The organism is Pseudomonas sp. LAP_36 (assembly GCF_019456785.1).
Taxonomy (GTDB): domain Bacteria; phylum Pseudomonadota; class Gammaproteobacteria; order Pseudomonadales; family Pseudomonadaceae; genus Aquipseudomonas; species Aquipseudomonas tritici.
Genome location: NZ_JAHZMS010000009.1, coordinates 22,676 through 42,463, shown reverse-complemented (window position 1 = coordinate 42,463; position 19,788 = coordinate 22,676). Strand labels below are relative to the sequence as shown.

General features: G+C 58.9%; 14 protein-coding genes. 4 read left to right on the top strand and 10 right to left on the bottom strand.

The genetic code is table 11. The annotated features are described in order from the left end of the window. Positions 1 to 3: 3 nt before the first annotated feature. From truB to JBO08_RS23645, 4 genes are all read left to right on the top strand, one after another. Positions 4 to 921 (top strand): tRNA pseudouridine(55) synthase TruB, encoded by a 918-nt coding sequence (truB, locus tag JBO08_RS23660; protein WP_016976825.1) that lies wholly within the window; start codon positions 4 to 6, stop codon positions 919 to 921. Positions 922 to 1,036: 115 nt separating this feature from the next. Next, positions 1,037 to 1,306 carry a 30S ribosomal protein S15 gene (rpsO, locus tag JBO08_RS23655; protein ID WP_003176135.1) on the top strand — a complete coding sequence of 90 codons (270 nt, stop codon included), beginning with the start codon at positions 1,037 to 1,039 and terminating at the stop codon, positions 1,304 to 1,306. Positions 1,307 to 1,500: 194 nt separating this feature from the next. After that, positions 1,501 to 3,606, top strand: coding sequence for a polyribonucleotide nucleotidyltransferase (gene pnp, locus JBO08_RS23650; protein ID WP_057725022.1), 2,106 nt, complete (start codon positions 1,501 to 1,503; stop codon positions 3,604 to 3,606). Positions 3,607 to 3,901: 295 nt separating this feature from the next. Continuing rightward, on the top strand, positions 3,902 to 4,525 hold the full coding sequence (locus JBO08_RS23645; protein ID WP_049711496.1) for a BON domain-containing protein: 624 nt from the start codon (positions 3,902 to 3,904) through the stop codon (positions 4,523 to 4,525). 294 nt (positions 4,526 to 4,819) lie between these two features. Here the strand turns inward: JBO08_RS23645 and JBO08_RS23640 are convergent, their stop codons facing one another. From JBO08_RS23640 to JBO08_RS23595, 10 genes are all read right to left on the bottom strand, one after another. Further along, positions 4,820 to 7,750, bottom strand: coding sequence for a DUF748 domain-containing protein (locus JBO08_RS23640; protein WP_065875674.1), 2,931 nt, complete (start codon positions 7,748 to 7,750; stop codon positions 4,820 to 4,822). An 87-nt stretch (positions 7,751 to 7,837) separates the two neighbouring features. Further along, entirely contained in the window at positions 7,838 to 8,854 is a 1,017-nt protein-coding gene (locus JBO08_RS23635; protein WP_065875675.1) for a class I SAM-dependent rRNA methyltransferase, read from the bottom strand. Positions 8,855 to 8,911: 57 nt separating this feature from the next. Continuing rightward, entirely contained in the window at positions 8,912 to 9,781 is an 870-nt protein-coding gene (locus tag JBO08_RS23630; protein ID WP_065875676.1) for an oxygenase MpaB family protein, read from the bottom strand. A gap of 16 nt (positions 9,782 to 9,797) precedes the next feature. Beyond that, positions 9,798 to 11,735 (bottom strand): acetate--CoA ligase, encoded by a 1,938-nt coding sequence (gene acs / locus JBO08_RS23625; RefSeq protein ID WP_220075008.1) that lies wholly within the window; start codon positions 11,733 to 11,735, stop codon positions 9,798 to 9,800. Between the two features lie 105 nt (positions 11,736 to 11,840). After that, complete coding sequence (gene pgi / locus JBO08_RS23620; protein WP_065875678.1) at positions 11,841 to 13,505, bottom strand: glucose-6-phosphate isomerase; 1,665 nt, start codon at positions 13,503 to 13,505, stop codon at positions 11,841 to 11,843. 225 nt (positions 13,506 to 13,730) lie between these two features. Beyond that, positions 13,731 to 14,582: a pantoate--beta-alanine ligase gene (gene panC, locus JBO08_RS23615; protein ID WP_065881639.1), complete on the bottom strand. Its 852-nt coding sequence runs from the start codon at positions 14,580 to 14,582 to the stop codon at positions 13,731 to 13,733. Further along, complete coding sequence (gene panB / locus JBO08_RS23610) at positions 14,579 to 15,379, bottom strand: 3-methyl-2-oxobutanoate hydroxymethyltransferase (RefSeq protein ID WP_049711503.1); 801 nt, start codon at positions 15,377 to 15,379, stop codon at positions 14,579 to 14,581. Before panB ends, panC begins: the two co-directional genes overlap by 4 nt. Positions 15,380 to 15,744: 365 nt before the next feature. Further along, complete coding sequence (gene folK / locus JBO08_RS23605; protein ID WP_065875681.1) at positions 15,745 to 16,230, bottom strand: 2-amino-4-hydroxy-6-hydroxymethyldihydropteridine diphosphokinase; 486 nt, start codon at positions 16,228 to 16,230, stop codon at positions 15,745 to 15,747. Between the two features lie 2 nt (positions 16,231 to 16,232). Next, the gene (locus JBO08_RS23600) at positions 16,233 to 17,636 is read right to left on the bottom strand and encodes a polynucleotide adenylyltransferase PcnB (protein WP_065875682.1); all 1,404 of its coding nucleotides are present in this window, start codon (positions 17,634 to 17,636) and stop codon (positions 16,233 to 16,235) included. 708 nt (positions 17,637 to 18,344) lie between these two features. Beyond that, positions 18,345 to 19,775, bottom strand: a complete 1,431-nt coding sequence (locus JBO08_RS23595; protein WP_065875683.1) for a sigma-54 dependent transcriptional regulator — start codon at positions 19,773 to 19,775, stop codon at positions 18,345 to 18,347. Between the last annotated feature and the right edge of the window lie 13 nt (positions 19,776 to 19,788).

Here is a 19,788-nt window from a genome sequence, read left to right as displayed (position 1 = left end):
GCGGTGGCTCAGGTCAAACGTATACGTCGCAATGTCAGCGGCATCATTCTGCTCGACAAACCCATTGGCTTTACCTCCAATGCCGCGTTGCAGAAGGTCCGCTGGCTGCTCAATGCCGAGAAGGCCGGGCACACCGGCAGCCTAGACCCCTTGGCCACCGGCGTGTTGCCGCTGTGCTTTGGCGAGGCGACGAAGTTCTCGCAATACCTGCTCGATTCCGACAAGGGTTATGAAACCCTGATGCAACTGGGCAAGACCACCACCACGGCCGACGCCGAAGGTGATGTTTTGCAGGTTCGCGACGTGACCGTTGGTCGTGCTGATATTGAAGCTGCTCTACCCGGTTTTCGTGGGCAAATCAGTCAGATACCGCCGATGTACTCGGCGCTCAAGCGCGATGGGCAGCCTCTTTACAAGCTGGCACGTGCCGGCGAAGTAGTGGAGCGAGAACCGCGTTCTGTTACTATTGCGCGCTTGGAATTGCTCGCCTGTGAAGGCGACACCGCCCGCTTGGCCGTGGACTGCAGCAAAGGCACCTATATCCGTACCCTGGTGGAAGATATTGGTGAAAAGCTCGGTTGCGGCGCGTACGTTGCAGAATTGCGACGCACCCAGGCCGGTCCTTTCAGCCTGGCCCAGACGGTCACGCTGGAAGAGTTGGAAGCGGTGCATGCTGAAGGTGGCAACGAAGCGGTTGATCGCTTCCTGATGCCTTCAGACAGCGGCTTGCTGGATTGGCCATTGCTGCACTTCTCGGAGCACAGCGCGTTCTACTGGCTCAACGGCCAACCGGTACGTGCCCCGGATGCCCCGAAGTTCGGTATGGTGCGGGTGCAGGATCATAACGGTCGCTTTATCGGTATCGGTGAAGTGAGCGAAGACGGGCGCATCGCGCCGCGTCGACTGATTCGGTCAGAATGACCGAACGAGTGTGGCTGTTAACAGGCATGGTCAACACTCATTTTTAGATACAGGGATTTGTCCCTGGCCTGTTGAAACTGCCCTTTGGGTGGTTTCCTGAAAAAAGGATTGCCTCATGGCTCTCGACGTTCAAGAAAAAGCACAAATCGTAGCTGACTATCAGCAAGCTGTTGGTGACACTGGTTCGCCAGAAGTGCAAGTTGCACTGCTGACCCACAACATCAACAAGCTGCAAGGTCACTTCAAGGCCAACGGTAAAGACCACCACTCCCGTCGTGGTCTGATCCGCATGGTAAACCAGCGCCGTAAGCTGCTGGACTACCTGAAAGGCAAGGATCTGGGTCGCTATCAGGCTCTGATCGGTCGCCTGGGTCTGCGTCGCTAATAAGCGATTGCGCTAGAGGTTGGTTGTCTGCCGTGTGTCAGTGGGATTCCCGCTGGCCCATGGCAGGCTCCCAGCCTCAAGTTTTATCTGGATACACGTTTTACCCTGGACGAGGGTCGGGCCGATTCCCGACATTGCCCAAGAATTTCGCAAGAAGACAAGTTCCCCAAGAGCCACAAAGAAGGTAGGACACCGTGAACCCGGTTATCAAAAAATTCCAGTTCGGTCAGTCGACCGTTACCCTCGAGACAGGCCGTATCGCCCGTCAAGCCTCCGGCGCAGTGCTGGTTACCGTTGACGACGACGTTACCGTTCTGGTGACCGTTGTTGGCGCCAAGACCGCTGACCCGAGCAAAGGCTTCTTCCCTCTTTCCGTTCACTACCAGGAAAAGACTTACGCTGCCGGTAAGATCCCTGGCGGTTTCTTCAAGCGTGAAGGCCGTCCTTCCGAGAAAGAAACCCTGACTTCCCGACTGATCGACCGTCCGATCCGTCCGCTGTTCCCAGAAGGCTTCATGAACGAAGTGCAGGTTGTCTGCACCGTCGTTTCCACCAGCAAGAAGACCGATCCGGACATCGCTGCGATGATCGGTACCTCTGCTGCCCTGGCTATTTCGGGTATTCCTTTCGATGGCCCGATCGGCGCTGCCCGCGTTGCCTTCCACGAAAGCACCGGTTACCTGCTGAACCCGACTTACGAGCAACAGAAAGCTTCGAGCCTGGACATGGTCGTAGCCGGTACCTCGGAAGCCGTGTTGATGGTTGAATCGGAAGCCAAAGAGCTGACCGAAGACCAGATGCTGGGCGCCGTGCTGTTTGCTCACGACGAGTTCCAGGTTGTGATCAACGCTGTTAAAGAATTGGCTGCCGAAGCTGCCAAACCAACCTGGGCTTGGGCTCCACAGCCTGAAGCTACCGCATTGTTGGGCGCTATCCGTGCCGAGTTCGGCGACGCGATCTCCCAGGCATACGCCATCACCGTCAAGGCCGACCGTTACGCTCGCCTGGGTGAGTTGAAGGATCAGGTTGTTGCCAAGCTGTCCGGTGAAGAAGGCCAGCCTTCTTCCAGCGAAGTCAAAGCTGCCTTCGGTGAAATCGAATACCGCACCGTTCGCGAAAACATCGTTAACGGCAAGCCACGTATCGACGGTCGCGACACCCGCACTGTACGTCCGCTGAACATCGAAGTCGGCGTTCTGCCTAAGACTCACGGTTCGGCCCTGTTCACCCGTGGTGAAACTCAGGCTCTGGTCGTTGCGACCCTGGGTACTGCCCGTGACGCGCAGCTGCTGGACACCCTGGAAGGCGAGAAAAAAGACCCGTTCATGCTGCACTACAACTTCCCTCCGTTTTCGGTGGGCGAGTGTGGTCGCATGGGTGGCGCTGGTCGTCGCGAAATCGGTCACGGCCGTCTGGCTCGTCGTTCGATCGCCGCCATGCTGCCTGCTGCTGACGTGTTCCCGTATACCATCCGCGTTGTGTCGGAAATTACTGAGTCCAACGGTTCCAGCTCCATGGCTTCGGTCTGCGGTGCTTCCCTGGCGCTGATGGACGCTGGTGTGCCGATGAAGGCACCGGTTGCCGGTATCGCCATGGGCCTGGTTAAAGAAGGCGAGAAGTTCGCCATCCTGACCGACATCCTGGGTGACGAAGACCACCTGGGCGACATGGACTTCAAAGTGGCCGGTACCGCCAAAGGTGTTACCGCGCTGCAGATGGACATCAAGATCAAAGGCATCACCGAAGAGATCATGGAAATCGCTCTGGGCCAAGCCCTGGAAGCGCGCCTGAACATCCTCGGCCAGATGAACCAGATCATTGGTCAGTCCCGTACCGAACTGTCGGAAAATGCTCCGACCATGATCGCGATGAAAATCGACACCGACAAAATCCGTGATGTTATCGGTAAAGGTGGCGCGACCATTCGTGCGATCTGCGAAGAGACCAAGGCTTCGATCGACATCGAAGACGACGGCTCGATCAAGATCTTCGGCGAAACCAAGGAAGCTGCAGAAGCGGCGCGTCAGCGCGTTCTGGGCATCACTGCGGAAGCCGAGATCGGCAAGATCTACGTCGGTAAGGTTGAGCGCATCGTCGACTTCGGCGCATTCGTTAACATCCTGCCGGGCAAAGACGGTCTGGTTCACATCTCCATGCTGAGCGACGCCCGCGTTGAGAAAGTGACCGACATTCTGAAAGAAGGCCAGGAAGTGGAAGTACTGGTACTGGACGTGGACAACCGCGGCCGTATCAAGCTCTCCATCAAGGACGTAGCAGCAGCCAAGGCTTCGGGCGTTTAATTACCCCAAAGCTGTACGCTGAAAAAGGGACTCTTCGGAGTCCTTTTTTTATGCCTATAAGAAAATGTCTAAAAATCAGTCGCTTAGTTATATCTAAAACCCGCAACTTGCATGCAGGCAAGCTCATGTTCATGCAAGTTGCACGATTCCGAAAATTAGCAATTTTATTAAGCTGTTGATTTATAAGGGTTTAATTTGATGCGGAGAGTTGGCACAGTGCCTGCAACAACCCTGTTAGCGCTGCAGCATCAAGGTTCACACACTGCAGTCTTTTAATAAAACAGGAGTTACTCGTATGAAGAAGTTCGCTCTCGCTACCGCAACTGCTACCGCTCTGACCCTGGCCATGGCTAACGCTGCCTTCGCCCAACCTTCCCAGGCCCCTATGACTCTGGCGGCCGGTGAAGTGACCCAGGCCAAGGAAGCTACTTCGGACACTTGGATCACCACCAAAGTGAAAGCCGACCTGCTGACAGAAAAAGGTATTCCTGGTTCGGACATCAAAGTTGAAACCAACAACGGCGTGGTTACCCTGTCCTCCGACGTGAAGATCTCTGCCTCGCAAAAAGCGACCGCAGTCGCCATCACCAAGAAAATCAAAGGTGTGAAAGCTGTTTCTGCTGACAGCCTGCACGCAGGTGGCGCATACAAAGCTGACAACGTCGACAAAACCAAGGTCGCCGCTGCTGATGCTAAAGGTGCAACCTCCGATACTTGGATCACCACCAAAGTGAAAGCTGATCTGGTCACCGAGAAAGGCATTCCTGGTACCGACATCAAAGTCGAAACCAACCAAGGTGTGGTCTCGCTGTCGTCGACTACTGCTGTGACTGAAGCGCAGAAAGACACAGCTGTAGCGATCACCAAGAAAATCAAAGGCGTTAAAGCTGTATCGGCTGATGGCCTAAAAGCAGAGTAACGCTCCAGAATTCGCCTGAACTAGGCGCCGGCGGCGGCGAGTGAGCTAGATATACACTCAACGCACCTTCACAAGTTCATGCGACCGACCACACGGATGTGGTCATTACAGGCCCCGGCACTTGTGTCGGGGCCTGTTCTATTCTGGCTCGGAATACATTCTGTAGGCTTATGAAGAACAAATGTGGGAGCGGGCTTGCTCGCGAATACGGAGTGTAAGTCAACTTATAAGCTGCTGATACACCGTATTCGCGAGCAAGCCCGCTCTCACTTTCAGATGTGTATGGCTGCCCGGTTACTCAGCATCCAGATGCATCGGTGTCACCACTCGACCATCCTTCTCTGCCTGCCCCAGGTTGGCATCGATGAAGTACACCCGGTCATCTTCCAACTGTCCTTTGTCTACCAGGTAATCCTTGATAGTGCTTGCGCGGTCTTGGCCCAACTGGCGCAGCAACACATCACTGCCACTCCAGAATTTGATCACGCCGTCCTTCAGCTTGGCGGTACGTTCATCGCGGCTGAGGTCTTTCCACTCCGCCGGCGGCTGCTGTTTCAGACGGGTGCGGTAGATGCCTTCCAGCAACGGTGCTTTTTCACTTTCCGGTACTTCCAGCAAGGACGCCTGGGCCGGAACCTTGTCACCACGGCGTTGCAGCATCTTGTAGTAGTTGTATTGGTATTCGCGTTCCAGGCGCTGCGCGGCGAGGAGCGGCCCGTCACTGCTGGCAGCGGCCGTGCCTTCGATTTCCAGGCGCAGGGCAGGTCGCTCTTTAAGCGCCTTGGCCAGCGTGTTCAAGGCGCCTTCGGCGTCTTTGTTCAGCTCGCTGGAACCCGGGCCGAACGAGACATTACCGAGGTCTTCCGAGCCCCCACCGGTCACCAGCCCACCGATAAACTTGAAGGGCGCCGTCGCCGCGCGGACCACGAGATTGCGCAGGGTTTGCCAAACGATCGGCATTACGCTGAATTGTGGATTGTTCAAATCGCCCGTCACCGGCAACTCAATGGTGATTTTGCCGTCACTGTCCTTGAGTAGCGCAATCGCCAGGCGAATCGGCAAGTCCACCGCATCAGTGCTGTCGACCTTCTCGCCCAGTTGCAATTGCTCGACCACCACTTTGTTTTCGGCCTTCAATTGGCCCTTGGTGATCACGTAGTGCAGGTCAAGGTTGAGTCGGCCCTTGCGGATACGGAAGCCGGCGAATTTGCCAGAGTAGGGCGTCAGGTTAGTCAGTTCGACGCGCTTGAAGCTGGTGGCGATGTCCAGCGCTGCCATTGGATCAAACGGATTCACGCTGCCTTTGATGGTAACGGGCGCGTAGCGGTCCACCTTACCCTTGATGTCGACGCTGGCCGGTTTGGCCTGTCGGCTGTCGATAGTGCCGATTTGTCCGTTGAGTTGTTGAATCGCCGTGGCGAAGTTAGGTGTGAGGCTGAAGTCGGCAAAGTTGGCGGAGCCGTCGTTGATCGCAATCTGGCCGATACGAATGCCAAGGGGCTTATCTTTGCTGGCCGGTTTGGCTGCCGACTTGGCACCACTGTCGGCCGGCTGTGGAATCAGCAGGTCGTCGATGTTGGTGGTGCGGTCATCATTGATCATGAAGCGCGCATACGGTTGCAGCAGGTTGACCTTGTCGATCGACAGGCTGTCGCCGTGCTGATAGTTCACGCCTTCGAGTACCAGACGCTGCCATTTGAGGAAATCGCGCGTTTTGAGTGTGTCGAGGGTGTGCAGTTGGTCGACCTGCGCCCGACCGGTGACCTGCAACTTCAGAGGGGCGGTGCCTTTCAGGTTCACATCGAGATTGCTGCCGAGCATGCCGCTACGCAGTTCCAGGCGGATGAACGGACTGATGTAGGACTGGGCGACCCGCAGGTCGATGTCCTGGGTATTGACCTTCAGCTTGGCGCTGACTGGGTTGAGGTTGACCTCGCCGGTCGCCTGGATTTTGCCTTGCTTGCCCAGCCCCGTGTCGAGCTTCAAGGTGAACGGGTTCTGGTTGAGGCTATCGAAGTTCTGCACATCGACGTTCAACGGCCCCAGTTCCAGCGCTACCGCCGGTTTGGCTTGACGGTCGGCCAAGTGCACTTGATAGTTGCGTAGTTGCACATCCTTGAGCAGCACCTGCCACGGTTTGCTCGGCGCCGCAGGTTCGGCTTTTGGCGAGTCGGCAGTGGCCGGAGCGCTGGCAGGCTCCGGCGCCTTGGCGGGTTTACTGGGTTGGCTGGCGAACAGTTTCTGCCAGTCCAGTTGCCCATCGGCCTCAAGGGCCGCCCAGGTTTCCAGCTTGTTGCTGCGGATCTTACCGACGATTACCTGCTGCTTGGCCAGGTCCACCGTGGTCTCGCTGACGTCCAAGCGCTCCAGGCGCACCAACGGGCGGCCGTCCGGTGCCTTGATGGCAAATGGCGCGATGCTGGCGGCGGTGTTGGTCAGGTTCAGTTCAGTCTCTTTGGCCAGGCTGAACGTGTATTCGGTGCTGAAGTTGAGCACACCGTCTTCCAGCACCAGGGGCAACGCATCACGTACATAGGGCCACCAGGCTTTCATCTTGCCATCGGTGACCTTCAGCGTACCTTCGGAGGTAATCGGCACCAGGCTGAAATTACCTTTCCAATCGATTCTCCCACCGTCAGGCCCCGCCGCGACCAGCGTCATGTCGGCATTGTCTTCCGGCAGGGTGCTGAGGTTTTTTAGCTCGAAGTCGAGTGAGTCGTATAGAAACTCGATAGGCTCGCTGGGGCGCAAGTCTTGAAAGTGCACATAGCCGCCCGACAATTTGATGCCGTCGACACGCAGCGGGAAAGGCTTGGCATCCGGATCGGCCGGGGCGGGCTCGCTGGCGGGCAGCTTGAACAACTGCGCCAGATTCAACTTGCCGGACTTGTCGAACAGCAACTCGGTCTTGGGCTTGTCCAATTGCACATCAGCCAGGTGCAGGGCTCGGGTCCATAGACTGTCGATTTGCAGGTTGGCGTAGAGGCGTTCGAAACCCACTTGTTCTTTGCCAGGCTCGCCTATTTTGAGCCCCCATGCCGTCACTTCCAGGCTGAACGGGTTGAGCTCTATTCGCTCGAGCCGTGCTGGCACCGTGGCGTAATTGGCCAGTTGCTGGTTGGCAATGCGAAGCGCGATACCGGGGAGAATCAAAAAGCCCAGCAAGCTGTAAAGGGCAAGGGCGGTCAACAAAGCGCCAGCGGCGCGAATCAATCCTTTGGGCATGGGGCGGCGCCATCTATATCAAACAAGAGTGCCTTGGAGTATGGCACGGGTTTTCGGTTCCGAAGCGCAGGGCCTTTGGGAAACGTCTTACAGTTGGAGTATCAGGGTTTTCAGCGGTGGCTGTTGATCCTGTGAGGGAAAGTCCGCACCGGGCGTCATGATTGTCCAGTCACGCACCGGGCGCCCGGCCTTTTCCGCACAACGCAGCACCTGTTCGCGCCAATCCTCCATGCTGACCTTTGCCAGGTTGTTGCAGCAGATCAGCACGCCGTTGTCAGCGGTGGCAAGCAACGCGGGTTTGAGCAGGCTTTGATAGTCGCGCAGCAGGTCGACGGTGCCGAACGCGCTCTTGGCCCAGGCGGGAGGGTCCAGCAATACCAAGTCGTATTGACGTTGCTCCAGGCGCGGATAGCTCGGCAGTTTCTGCCCGCGACGCTGGGTGATCGGCAGGCCCGCCAGTTGGCGGATCGCCGGGAAGTAGTCGGATTGCACGAATTGCATGGTCGGCAATTGTGGGTTCAGCAGGCCATTTTCGCGCCCGACTGCGAGGTTGCCCTCGGCGAAGTCCAGGTTACACACCTCGCGGGCACCACCGGCGGCCGCGCTCAGGCCGACGCCGCAGGTGTAGGCGAACAGGTTCAGCACGCTTTTACCGGCACTGTGTTCCTTGACCCAGCCCCGGGTGTTGCGCAGGTCGAGGAACAGCAGCGGATCCTGCCCGGCATGCCGCCCGCGTACGCGGTAATTGAGCCCCCACTCGTGACCCACCAGGTCTTCCAGTGCAGCAGGTTCGGCACGATACACCGTGTCTTCGCGGTCAATGCGCGAATTGCCACGGGAGCGGTCGTTGTAGACCAGTAGCAATTCCAGGCCCAAGTACTGGTTGATCTGTTGATGCAGGTCCAGCAGGTCTGCCGTTTCCAGGGATTGGTGAAAGCTCTGCACCAGCAGCTGAGGGCCGTAGCGGTCGATGGTCAGGCCGCCGGCGCCTTCCTGGCTGCCGTGGAACAGCCGGTAGCAGTCGGTGTCTTGGGCGTGCAGTTCGCTGATCAGGTCTTGGCGATGATCGAGGGCGGCGCGCAGCGCCTGATTCAAGGAAGACATGGAGCGCGCCTTGCTGGGGAAATGAGGGCGCGAAGTTTAACAGTTATGCGCCGTCGCCTACATCAACCCCATCCGCCGATGGGCCCGTTGCACCGAACCATTGCGCATCGCCCAACGCAGCATCGGCGCACTGCGTTTGACCCCGGCACGGATCATTTGGCGTTGCAGCGGACTCTGGTGCTGACCGAGCATGGCGCTGGCCCAGTCTGGCAGCAGGTCGATCCCGGCCCGCATCATCAAGGCGCCAAAGGGCTTGGCAAGCGTACTGGGGGAGGGCGCATTCAGCAGCAGGCGCAACACTTCCCGGCTGCGGTCATCGCACAGCAACTGCGGACGGATGCGTGCCAGATAATCCGACACTTCCTGCCGGGAATGCGGAACATCCTGCGCGCCCAGACGCTCGGCCACCAAGGCAATTTCACTGTAGTAACGGTCCTGGTCTCGACCTGAAAGGTGCGGGTTGCGGTAGCGAAGGTGGGCGGCCAAGAAGTTACTGACCTCCGCGACATGCACCCAAGTCAGCAGCTCCGGGTCGCTGGCCGCATAAGGTCGCCCGTCCGGCGCATGGCCGACCACCTGCAGGTGAATGGTGCGGACTTTCTCGATCAGCCATTCGGCATCTTTTCGCGAGCCAAAGGTGGTGCCCGAGATGAACTGCGAGGTACGCCGCAACCGCCCGAGCATGTCCTGGCGAAAATTAGAATGGTCCCACACGCCCGCCAGGGCCAGTGGGTGCAAAGCTTGCAACATCAAGGCACTGATGCCGCCGATAAGCATGCTGCTGAAATCGCCATGTACGTGCCAACTCACCGAGTCGGGCCCGAACAGACCGGGGTCGCCCTTGGGGTTTTCCAGGTCCAACTGGCCCAGCGACAAGCCGGTCAGGCTCATCAGCTGGTTTTCGATACGGCTGCGGATAAATTCCATGGCGACTCGGGGCTTCCTATCGGTTCAGGCGTTTGTCGATCAAACCCTCTACGACGCTCGGGTCGGCCAGGGTCGAGGTATCACCGAGGCTGTCGAGTTCGTTGCAGGCGATCTTGCGCAAAATCCTGCGCATGATCTTGCCGGAACGGGTTTTCGGCAAGGCCGGTGCCCATTGGATCAGTTCGGGCTTGGCAAAGCTGCCGATTTCCTTGCTGACCAAATCCAGCAGGTGCTTTTTCAGCGCATCGTCGGGTTCCACGCCGTTCATGGGCGTGACAAACGCATAAATGCCCTGGCCTTTGACGTCGTGGGGGTAACCCACCACGGCGGCTTCGGCCACCAGGTCATGCAGGACCAGCGCGCTCTCCACCTCGGCGGTGCCGATGCGGTGGCCAGACACGTTGATCACGTCATCGATACGCCCGGTGATCCAGTAATCGCCGTCTTCATCGCGCCGCGCGCCGTCGCCGGTGAAGTAATAACCGGGGTAGGGGTTGAAATAGGTGTCGATCATGCGCTGCGGATCGCCGTACACACTGCGGATCTGCCCGGGCCAGCTGGCTTTGATCGCCAGCACACCGCTGCCGGCGCCGCTGAATTCCTTGCCGTGCTCGTCAAGCAATACGGGTTGTACACCGAACATCGGCTGGGTCGCACAGCCGGGTTTGATCCGCTGGGCGCTGACCAAGGGGCTGAGCATGATGCCGCCGGTTTCGGTCTGCCACCAGGTATCCACAATCGGGCAGCGCTGTTCGCCCACCGCGTTGAAGTACCAGTCCCAGGCTTCCGGGTTGATCGGTTCGCCGACGCTGCCCAGTAAGCGCAGGCTGGCGCGGGACGTGTTTTCCAGCGGGCCGTGCCCTTCGCGCATCAGCGCGCGCAAGGCAGTGGGCGCGGTGTAGAAGATGTTGACCTTGTGCTTGTCGATCACCTGCCAGAAGCGCGAGCTGTCCGGGTAGCTTGGCACGCCTTCGAACATCAGCGAGGTCGCGCCATTGGCCAGCGGGCCGTACACGATGTAACTGTGGCCGGTGACCCAGCCCACATCGGCGGTGCACCAGAACACCTCGCCATCGCGGTAGTCGAGCACGTATTTGAAGGTCATCGCCGCTTGCAGCAGGTAACCACCCGTGGTGTGCAGAACGCCCTTGGGTTTACCGGTGCTGCCGGAGGTGTAAAGGATGAACAGCGGGTCTTCGGCGTCCATCGGCTCGGGCGGGCAGTCGCCGCTTGCGGCATCCAGAGCCTGTTGATACTTGAGGTCGCGGCCTTCGATCCAGTTAACGGTCGCACCCGTGCGTTCCACCACCAGCACCGTACTGACGTTCGGGCAGTTGGCCAGGGCTTTGTCGACATTCTGTTTTAGCGCCACTGGCTTACCGCCGCGCACGCCTTCGTCAGCGGTGATCACGGTGCGGCAGTCTGCGTCGAGAATACGGTCGCGCAGGGCGTCCGGCGAGAAACCACCAAACACCACGGAATGCACCGCGCCAATCCGCGTGCAGGCGAGCATGGCGTAGGCTGCTTCCGGGATCATCGGCATGTAGATGCACACCCGGTCGCCTTTCTTCACGCCGCGGCTTCTCAGCACATTGGCCAGGCGGCTGACGTTCTGGTGCAGTTGGCGGTACGTGATTTTGGAAGATTTTGTCGGATCATCGCCTTCCCAGATGAAGGCCGGCTGATCGGCGCGTTGCGCCAGGTGGCGGTCGATGCAGTTGTAGCTGACGTTCAACTGGCCGCCGGCAAACCATTGCGCAGCACCGGTTTTGATGTCTGAGCGTTGAACGGTGTGCCAAGGGGTTATCCAGTCGAGAAAGCCTTTGGCCTGTTCAGCCCAGAACGTGTCCGGTTGATCGATGGATTGGCGATAGAGGCGCTGATAGTCCTCTTGACTGAGTTGCGCAGCCCGGCGGACGGCATCGGCGGTGGGGAACGTGCTGATATCGAACATGAGCGATCCTTATTCTTGTTTTAGCCACAAGTCATAAAGATGCACCCAGCAGGAGGAGGGTTCAAGGCCAACCTCCAAACGGACGTTGGCCCTGCAATACCTGAATCAGCCGCGGTGACGACCACGGAAGTAGTTGATCAGGCCCTGGGTCGACGCATCGTCAGCCAGGGTTTCCTCGGCACCGGTCAGGCGGTTGTAGACGCCCTTGCCCAGCTCTTTGCCAAGTTCCACACCCCATTGGTCGAAGGCGTTGATACCCCAGATCACGCTCTGCACGAACACTTTGTGCTCATACATGGCAACCAGCGCGCCCAAGCGGCGCGGGCTGATACGCTCGACCACAAGGGTGTTGCTCGGACGGTTGCCCGGGATCACCTTGTGCGGGGCAAGCTTCTGCACTTCTTCTTCCGAGATGCCCTTGTCGCGCAACTCGGCTTCGGCTTCGCTGCGGGTCTTGCCGAGCATCAGCGCCTGGCTCTGGGACAAGCAGTTGGCATACAACCACTGATGGTGGTCGGACACCGGGTTGAAGCTGACGATCGGCACGATGAAGTCGGCCGGGATCAGTTGGGTCCCTTGGTGCAGCAACTGGTGGTAAGCATGCTGACCGTTGCAGCCCACGCCGCCCCAGATCACCGGGCCGGTATCGGTAGACACGGGGGTGCCGTCCTGGCGCACGCTCTTGCCGTTGGATTCCATGTCCAACTGTTGCAAGTGCTTGGTGATGTTACGCAGGTAGTGGTCGTACGGCAGGATCGCATGGCTCTGCGCACCCCAGAAGTTGCCGTACCACACGCCCAGCAAGCCCAGCAGCACCGGCATGTTGGCTTCGAATGGCGCGTTCTGGAAATGCTGGTCCATGGTGTAGGCACCGGACAGCAGTTCCTTGAAGTTGGACATGCCGATGGCCAGGGCAATGGGCAAACCGATGGCCGACCACAGCGAGTAACGGCCGCCGACCCAGTCCCACATCGGGAAGATATTTTCTTCGCGGATGCCGAAAGCCACGGCAGCCGCATTGTTGCTCGACACGGCGATGAAGTGGCGATACAGCTCGGCTTCCGAGCCACCCTGGGCCAGGTACCAGGCGCGGGCGGCCTGGGCGTTTTTCAGGGTTTCCAGGGTGTTGAAGGATTTCGACGAGACGATAAACAGGGTGGTCTCGGCGCGCAGCTTCATGGTCAGCTCATGGAACTCGCTGCCGTCGATGTTTGCCAGGTAATGGCAGCGCACGCCTTTATGGGCATAAGACAACAGCGCCTCGGAAACCAGCTCCGGGCCGAGGAACGAGCCACCGATACCGATGTTCACGACGTCGGTGATCGGCTTCTCGGTGTAGCCACGCCACAAACCGTCGTGGATGCGGCCGACCAGGTCAGTGATCTGGTTCAGCACCTTGTGCACGTCCGGCATGATGTTCACGCCGTTGACCGACAGCTTGTCACCCACTGGGCGGCGCAGGGCGGTGTGCAGGGCAGGGCGGCCTTCGGAGGAATTGACTGGCTCGCCCGCGTACAGCGCATCGATCGCGCCTTTGAGATTCACTTCCTTCGCCAGGGACACCAGCAGGTCGCGGGTTTCGCTGGTGATCAGGTTTTTCGAGTAATCGAGGAAAAGTCCGCAGCTGCTCAAGGTGAACTGGGAAAAACGCTGAGGATCGGCATTGAACGCTTCGCGCATGCTGAAATCCTGCATGGCTTGGCGGTGTTGATTGAGCGCTTGCCAGGCGGGCAGAGCGGTAACGTCATGAGGAGTGCGGTAGTACGCCATCGCTGCGGGTTTCCTTTTATTACGGGGACTGCCTTTAGGACACTTCTGAGCCCGGAACGTCCAGTCTTTCATCAAGGAATGGGTTCGGGACAGCGCTAACCATAGCGCAGGTCGATTACATTAAACCTAGCGTGTCGATATGTCTTGGCTTTGTCTGCGCTTATGCCGGTACTTTTTTGCACCGGCACTTTTTATTGACGCAGGGAGAAGGGCAACTGCAAGGGGTCAGTCGAGGGTCAGATGCAGGTTGTCGATGAGGCGAGTGGCGCCCAGGTAGGCGGCCACCAGAATGACGATATCCCGATCCTCGGCAGTGGCCGGGCGCAGATGCACACCTTGGCGTACTTCGAGGTAGTCCAGGCGCAACCCGGCGGTTTCGATGTGCTGGACCTGTTCGGCGCGCAACGTCGCGAAGTCGTGGTCACCGGCTTTGATCGCAGCAGCGATCTGGCTGAGGCAGCGATACAGCACCGGCGCAATAGCGCGTTGCTCGTCGGTGAGGTAGCCATTGCGTGACGACAGCGCAAGGCCGTCGTCGGCGCGCACGGTGGGTTCGCCGACGATCTGGATCGGCATGTTCAGGTCATGGACCATGGCGCGGATTACGGCGAGTTGCTGGTAATCCTTCTGGCCAAATACGGCCATATCCGGCTGGACCATGTTGAACAGTTTGCTGACCACCGTCGCTACACCTTCGAAATGCCCCGGGCGGCTGGCGCCGCACAGGCCTTCGGACAGTTGCGGCACGCTGACGCGAGTTTGGCCGGTCATGCCGCCGGGGTACATTTCTTCGACGGTAGGTGCGAACAATAGATTGCAGCCAGCTTGCAGCAGCTTTTCCTGGTCGGCAGCCAAGGTGCGCGGGTATTTGTCCAGGTCTTCACCGGCGCCGAATTGCAGCGGGTTGACGAAGATGCTGGCGACCACGAAGTCCGCCTGCTGGGCTGCCTTGGTCACCAGGGTGGCGTGACCGCTGTGCAAGTTGCCCATGGTCGGCACGAAGCCTATGCGCTTGCCGGCGCTGCGTGCGTGAGTCACGGCAGCACGCAATTCGCGTACGGTTTTTACGGTGTTCATGCAGAGAATCCGTGTTCGGCGCCAGGGAACGTCACGCCTTTGACTTCAGCAACATAGGCGCTCAACGCGTCGTGGATACTGGCCTGGCCAATCATGAAATTCTTAACGAATTTCGGCACGCGGCCGGTGATCGACAGGCCGAGCATGTCGTGTAACACCAGCACCTGGCCATCGGTTGCGGAGCCCGCGCCGATACCGATGACTGGCACTTTGACGGCCTGGGTGATTTCGGCGGCCAGTTCGCTCGGCACGCACTCGAGCAGGATCATTGCCGCGCCTGCTTGTTCCAGGGCGATTGCATCGGCACGCATCTGCCGTGCCTGCGCCTCATTGCGGCCCTGTACCTTGTAACCGCCGAGGAGGTTCACCGACTGTGGGGTCAGGCCCATGTGTGCGCACACCGGCACACCACGCTCTGCCAGTAGGCGGATCGATTCGGCAAGCCACACCGCACCTTCAACTTTGATCATGTGCGCACCGGCTTGCATCAACTTGCCGGCATTCTGGAAAGTCTGTTCGAGCGTCGCGTAACCCATGAACGGCAGGTCGGCGATGATAAACGCGCCGTCGTTGCCGCGCTTGACGCTGGCCGTGTGGTACGCCAATTCATCGGTGGTGACGGGCAGGGTGCTGTCATTCCCTTGAAGAACCATGCCCAGGGAGTCGCCCACCAGCAACACTTCAACCCCGGCCTGGCAGCTGGCGTGGGCGAATGTGGCGTCATAGCAGGTCAGCATGGTGATTTTTTCACCCTTGAGCTTGAGGCTCTGCAAGGTGGTCAGGGTAATGTCTGGCATGAAAAGGGTCCTCGTTCAGGCGCTTGGAAACAGCGAGTAACGCGCGTGAGTCTTCGTTTATTCAGGCGCACTGTCTTGAGAGCAGTGCTTATAAGGCCTGGATTGCGCCCTTTAGCGCCGGGTTGGCGGCAGCGGGACGCCTATAGTCGTGAGGAGGGCACGGGAAGTCAATTGGATGTGTTACCGCATTGTTACGATGGCTGTGTTACCGCTGTTACTGACGCGATTCAGCAAGTGGAGAGACGTTTTCAAGCTACATGAGATCAAAATGTGGGAGCTGGCTTGCCTGCGATGCAGACGCCTCGTTCTTTCAGTGAAACCGAGGTGATGCTATCGCAGGCAAGCCAGCTCCCACATTGACCGCGTCAGTCTTGGGGCAGGCGTTCCAGGCCGACAAACGGGCAGGCTGCCAGCAAGTCGCTGAGCGTCTGGCCGTTGGGTAACTGCAATTCGGCGGGCGCGAGTTCGGCCAGTGGATACAGCACAAACGCCCGCAGGTGCATTTGATAGTGCGGCACCTTGAGGCGCGGCTCGTCGATCAGGCGATCGCCAAACAGCAGGATGTCCAGGTCGAGCGTGCGCGGGCCCCAACGCTCACGGCGTTCGCGGCCTTGATCGTTCTCGATGGCTTGCAGCGCATCCAGCAGTTCGAGGGGCGCAAGGCTGCTGTCCAAGGCAGCAACGGCATTGGTGTAGCGCGGTTGGCCTGGGAGCAGGGAGTCACTTTGATAAAAGGCGGAGACGCCAGCAACGGTGGTGCCTGGCAATTGTGCCAGCGCTTCGATAGCGCTGCGCAATTGCTGATCCGGGGCAGCCAGATTGCTGCCCATGCCGATGTAGATACGTTCCACGTTTATTCGCCCGCAGCGCCCGAGGCGTCAGCCGAACTGCGCTTGCGTTTGGTACTGCTGCGGCGACGCTTCTTAGGGCCAGCGCCTTCGCCATCGCCTTTGCTGCCGAGGTCACGAATCATGTCGCGGCGCTCGCTGTCATTGGCGTCCTGGTAGTCGGTCCACCATTCGCCCAGGCCGTCGGTCTGCTCGCCGGCGCTTTCGCGCAGCAGCAGGAAGTCGTAGCCGGCGCGGAAGCGCGGGTTATCCAGCAACAGATCGGCGCGTTTGCCGCTGCGACGTGGCAGGCGCTCCTGCATGTCCCAGATCTCGCGGATCGGCAGGGTGAAGCGTTTGGGGATGGCGATGCGTTGGCACTGCTCGACGATCAACTCATGCGCGGCTTCCTGCATGGCTGGAATCGGCGGCATGCCACGGTCCTGCAGGCGCAGTACGCGTTTTGGCAGGGCTGGCCACAGCAAGGCGGCAAACAGGAACGCCGGTGTGACCGGCTTGTTCTGTTTGATACGCAGGTCGGTGTTGATCAGCGCTTCGCTGATCAAGGTGTGGGTGTACGTCGGGTTGTGTTCCAAAGCCTCGGCGCTGGCCGGGAACAATGGGTCGAACAACTGCAGGTCCACCAGCATTTCAAAGGTGTCGGCGGCGTAGCCCGAGAGGAACAGCTTGAGCACTTCCTCGAACAGGCGTGCCGAGGGAATCTCCCGCAGCATCGGTGCCAGTTCGCGAATCGGCGCGGCGGTGTGTTTCTCGATGCCGAAGTTCAGCTTGGCGGCGAAACGCACGGCCCGCAGCATGCGCACCGGGTCTTCCTGGTAGCGTTGCACCGGGTCGCCGATCAGGCGGATCAGGTTATTGCGAATATCGTGTACGCCATTGGCGTAATCGAGGATGCGCTCGCTGACCGGGTCGTAATACAAGGCGTTGATGGTGAAGTCGCGGCGCTGCGCGTCTTCTTCCAGGGTGCCATAGACGTTGTCGCGCAAGATGCGCCCGCTTTCGTTGCGGGAAGATTGATTGGTGTCTTCCTCTTCATCGTTTTGCGGGTGGCCTGCACGGAACGTCGCCACTTCGATGATTTCGCGACCGAAGTGGATATGCACCAGCTTGAAGCGCCGGCCGATGATCCGCGCGTTGCGGAATTCGGCACGCACTTGCTCAGGCGTGGCGCTGGTGGCGACGTCGAAGTCTTTCGGCGTGATATTGAGCAGCATGTCACGTACGCAGCCACCCACCAGATAAGCCTGGTAGCCGGCGTTCTGCAAACGTTCGACGATGTTCACTGCATAACGGCTGAATTGAGCGCGCTGCAATGAATGCTGATTGCTGTTAAGCACTTCAGGCGTGCTGCGAATGTGTTGCGTACGACGCAAGGGAGAACGGAATGACTGGAACAACTTCTTCAGCATGGGATGCACTGTTTGAAGGAATGTTCGGCCATAACGAAGAATGACCGCATGATGGGCCGGGATTCTAGCATTTAGTCAGGGGATGGTGTAGGAACAAGCTGCAAGCCCCAAGCCAAAAGCTTCAAGAGGTTGCTGGAAGGCCAATTCGCAGAAACTACAAGGGGAGCCGAAGCTCCCCCAGAAGTAGTTGCGTGCTCTATTTTTATTATTGGTTGCGGGCTTCTTGTTTTTGTTGATCGCCCTCGCCATGAAGCTTCACCTTCATGACACTCCCAATCGGGAGTCAAGAGCAAACGGATTGCTTTGGTCGCTGTGTTGCTGATCTACGATCCAACCAGTTCAGGCTCTGCCTTAGGGCAGTTTTTGTTGTTCTCGGCCTGGTTGCGGGGCAAGCCCCAAATGCAACGCCTCTCCAAAAGAATCAGTTAGCTGCGCCTCCGCCGTGTTGTTTTTGTTATGCGTGAGTCGATTCGTCTTATTTTTATTGTCTTGTACTAAGCTTGTTATTGTTTTTGTACTAAGCATATAGCAGGGTGCGTGCCAACTTTTGCGCCGCCTAGCAAAACCGGGGGGTTGAGGTGGTTTCGGGCTTTTGACGGACCAAAAAAAGCCGGGGCTTCGTTACCGTAAGCCCCGGCTTTTGTTACGGGAAATATCCGCGGTAACAGTTTTTTCACATCTGAGGGTGTTACCTGTGGGGGCGCACCCTCAACTCTCGCTGGCCACACCGGTCTTGCGCCGTGGAATGCCCAGGCGCTGGCGGCGTTCCCACAGGCACTTGCGGCTCACGCCCAGTTTGCGTGCCAGCTCGGTCTCGGTCATATGGTCCTGATGCTCGAGGACAAAATGCTGGAAGTAATCTTCCAGTGACAAATCTTCCGTCGGCTCATGGCTGGTATTGCTACCGCCGCCCTGTTGCGGGGCCAGGCCGATGAAATCGTCGTCTTCCAAGTCGCTCAGCTCGATATCGATGCCCAGCAGCTCAGCGGAAATTTCCGGGCTTTCCGACAGAATAACCGCGCGCTCGACCGCATTTTCCAGTTCCCGCACGTTACCCGGCCACGAGTAATGCCGAATCGCCTGCTCGGCATCCGGCGCAAACTTCAGGTCGGTACGGTTGATGCGTGCGCTCTGGCGCAGCAGGAACGCGCTGGCGATCTCGTTGACGTCGGCGCCGCGTTCACGCAGGGCCGGCAGCTTGAGGGCGATCACGTGCAGGCGGTAATACAGGTCTTCACGGAACTGGCCGATCTTGGCCAGGCTTTTCAGGTCACGGTGGGTGGCCGCAATCAGGCGCACGTCGACCTTTTGCGATTGCACCGAACCAACACGGCGAATCTCACCTTCCTGTAGCACGCGCAGCAAACGCGCCTGGGCTTCCAATGGCAGTTCGCCGATTTCATCGAGGAACAAGGTGCCACCGTCCGCCGCTTCCACCAGGCCCGCACGCCCGGCGCTGGCGCCGGTGAACGCGCCTTTCTCGTGACCGAACAGTTCGGACTCGATCAGGGATTCGGGGATCGCCGCGCAGTTCACCGAAATCATCGGCGCCTTGGCACGCTTGGACAGATTGTGCAGGGCGCGGGCCACCAGTTCTTTACCGGTGCCTGATTCGCCTTGGATCAATACATTGGAGTCAGTCGGCGCGACTTTGCGGATCTTGCTGTACAGATCCTGCATGGGCGGGCACGAACCGATGATGCCGATTTCGCCATTGCTGTTATCAACCCCTGGCTTGTCGGCAGCTTTGCCGGCGGGACGCTGTTCGGCAGGCGCGCTGCTGACCGACTGACGGTCGCGCAAGATACGCGCCACCGCCTGAAGCATTTCGTCATGGTCGAACGGCTTGGCGATGTAGTCCACCGCGCCCATCTTCATGGAGTCCACCGCCGAACGCAGGCTGGCGTAGCTGGTCATGATCAGCACCGGGGTGCCTTGGCCGAGCTTGATCAACTCGGTGCCAGGTGCGCCAGGCAGGCGCAGGTCACTGACAATCAGGTCGAACGTGGGAATGCTGAATCGCTCCTGGGCTTCCTGCACCGAGCCGGCTTCGCTGACCTGGTACTGATTTCGTTCAAGCAGGCGACGCAAGGCAGAGCGGATAATGGTTTCGTCTTCGACGATCAAAATGTGCGGCATTGATTCAATTCTC

Coding starts and splice junctions, on each gene's coding strand:
- pgi (WP_065875678.1), bottom strand. CDS start 13,505: ATGGCGTACTACCGCACTCCTCATGACGTTACCGCTCTGCCCGCCTGG.
- acs (WP_220075008.1), bottom strand. CDS start 11,735: ATGTTCGATATCAGCACGTTCCCCACCGCCGATGCCGTCCGCCGGGCT.
- JBO08_RS23595 (WP_065875683.1), bottom strand. CDS start 19,775: ATGCCGCACATTTTGATCGTCGAAGACGAAACCATTATCCGCTCTGCC.
- JBO08_RS23600 (WP_065875682.1), bottom strand. CDS start 17,636: ATGCTGAAGAAGTTGTTCCAGTCATTCCGTTCTCCCTTGCGTCGTACG.
- JBO08_RS23630 (WP_065875676.1), bottom strand. CDS start 9,781: ATGGAATTTATCCGCAGCCGTATCGAAAACCAGCTGATGAGCCTGACC.
- panB (WP_049711503.1), bottom strand. CDS start 15,379: ATGCCAGACATTACCCTGACCACCTTGCAGAGCCTCAAGCTCAAGGGT.
- rpsO (WP_003176135.1), top strand. CDS start 1,037: ATGGCTCTCGACGTTCAAGAAAAAGCACAAATCGTAGCTGACTATCAG.
- JBO08_RS23635 (WP_065875675.1), bottom strand. CDS start 8,854: ATGTCTTCCTTGAATCAGGCGCTGCGCGCCGCCCTCGATCATCGCCAA.
- JBO08_RS23645 (WP_049711496.1), top strand. CDS start 3,902: ATGAAGAAGTTCGCTCTCGCTACCGCAACTGCTACCGCTCTGACCCTG.
- JBO08_RS23640 (WP_065875674.1), bottom strand. CDS start 7,750: ATGCCCAAAGGATTGATTCGCGCCGCTGGCGCTTTGTTGACCGCCCTT.
- panC (WP_065881639.1), bottom strand. CDS start 14,582: ATGAACACCGTAAAAACCGTACGCGAATTGCGTGCTGCCGTGACTCAC.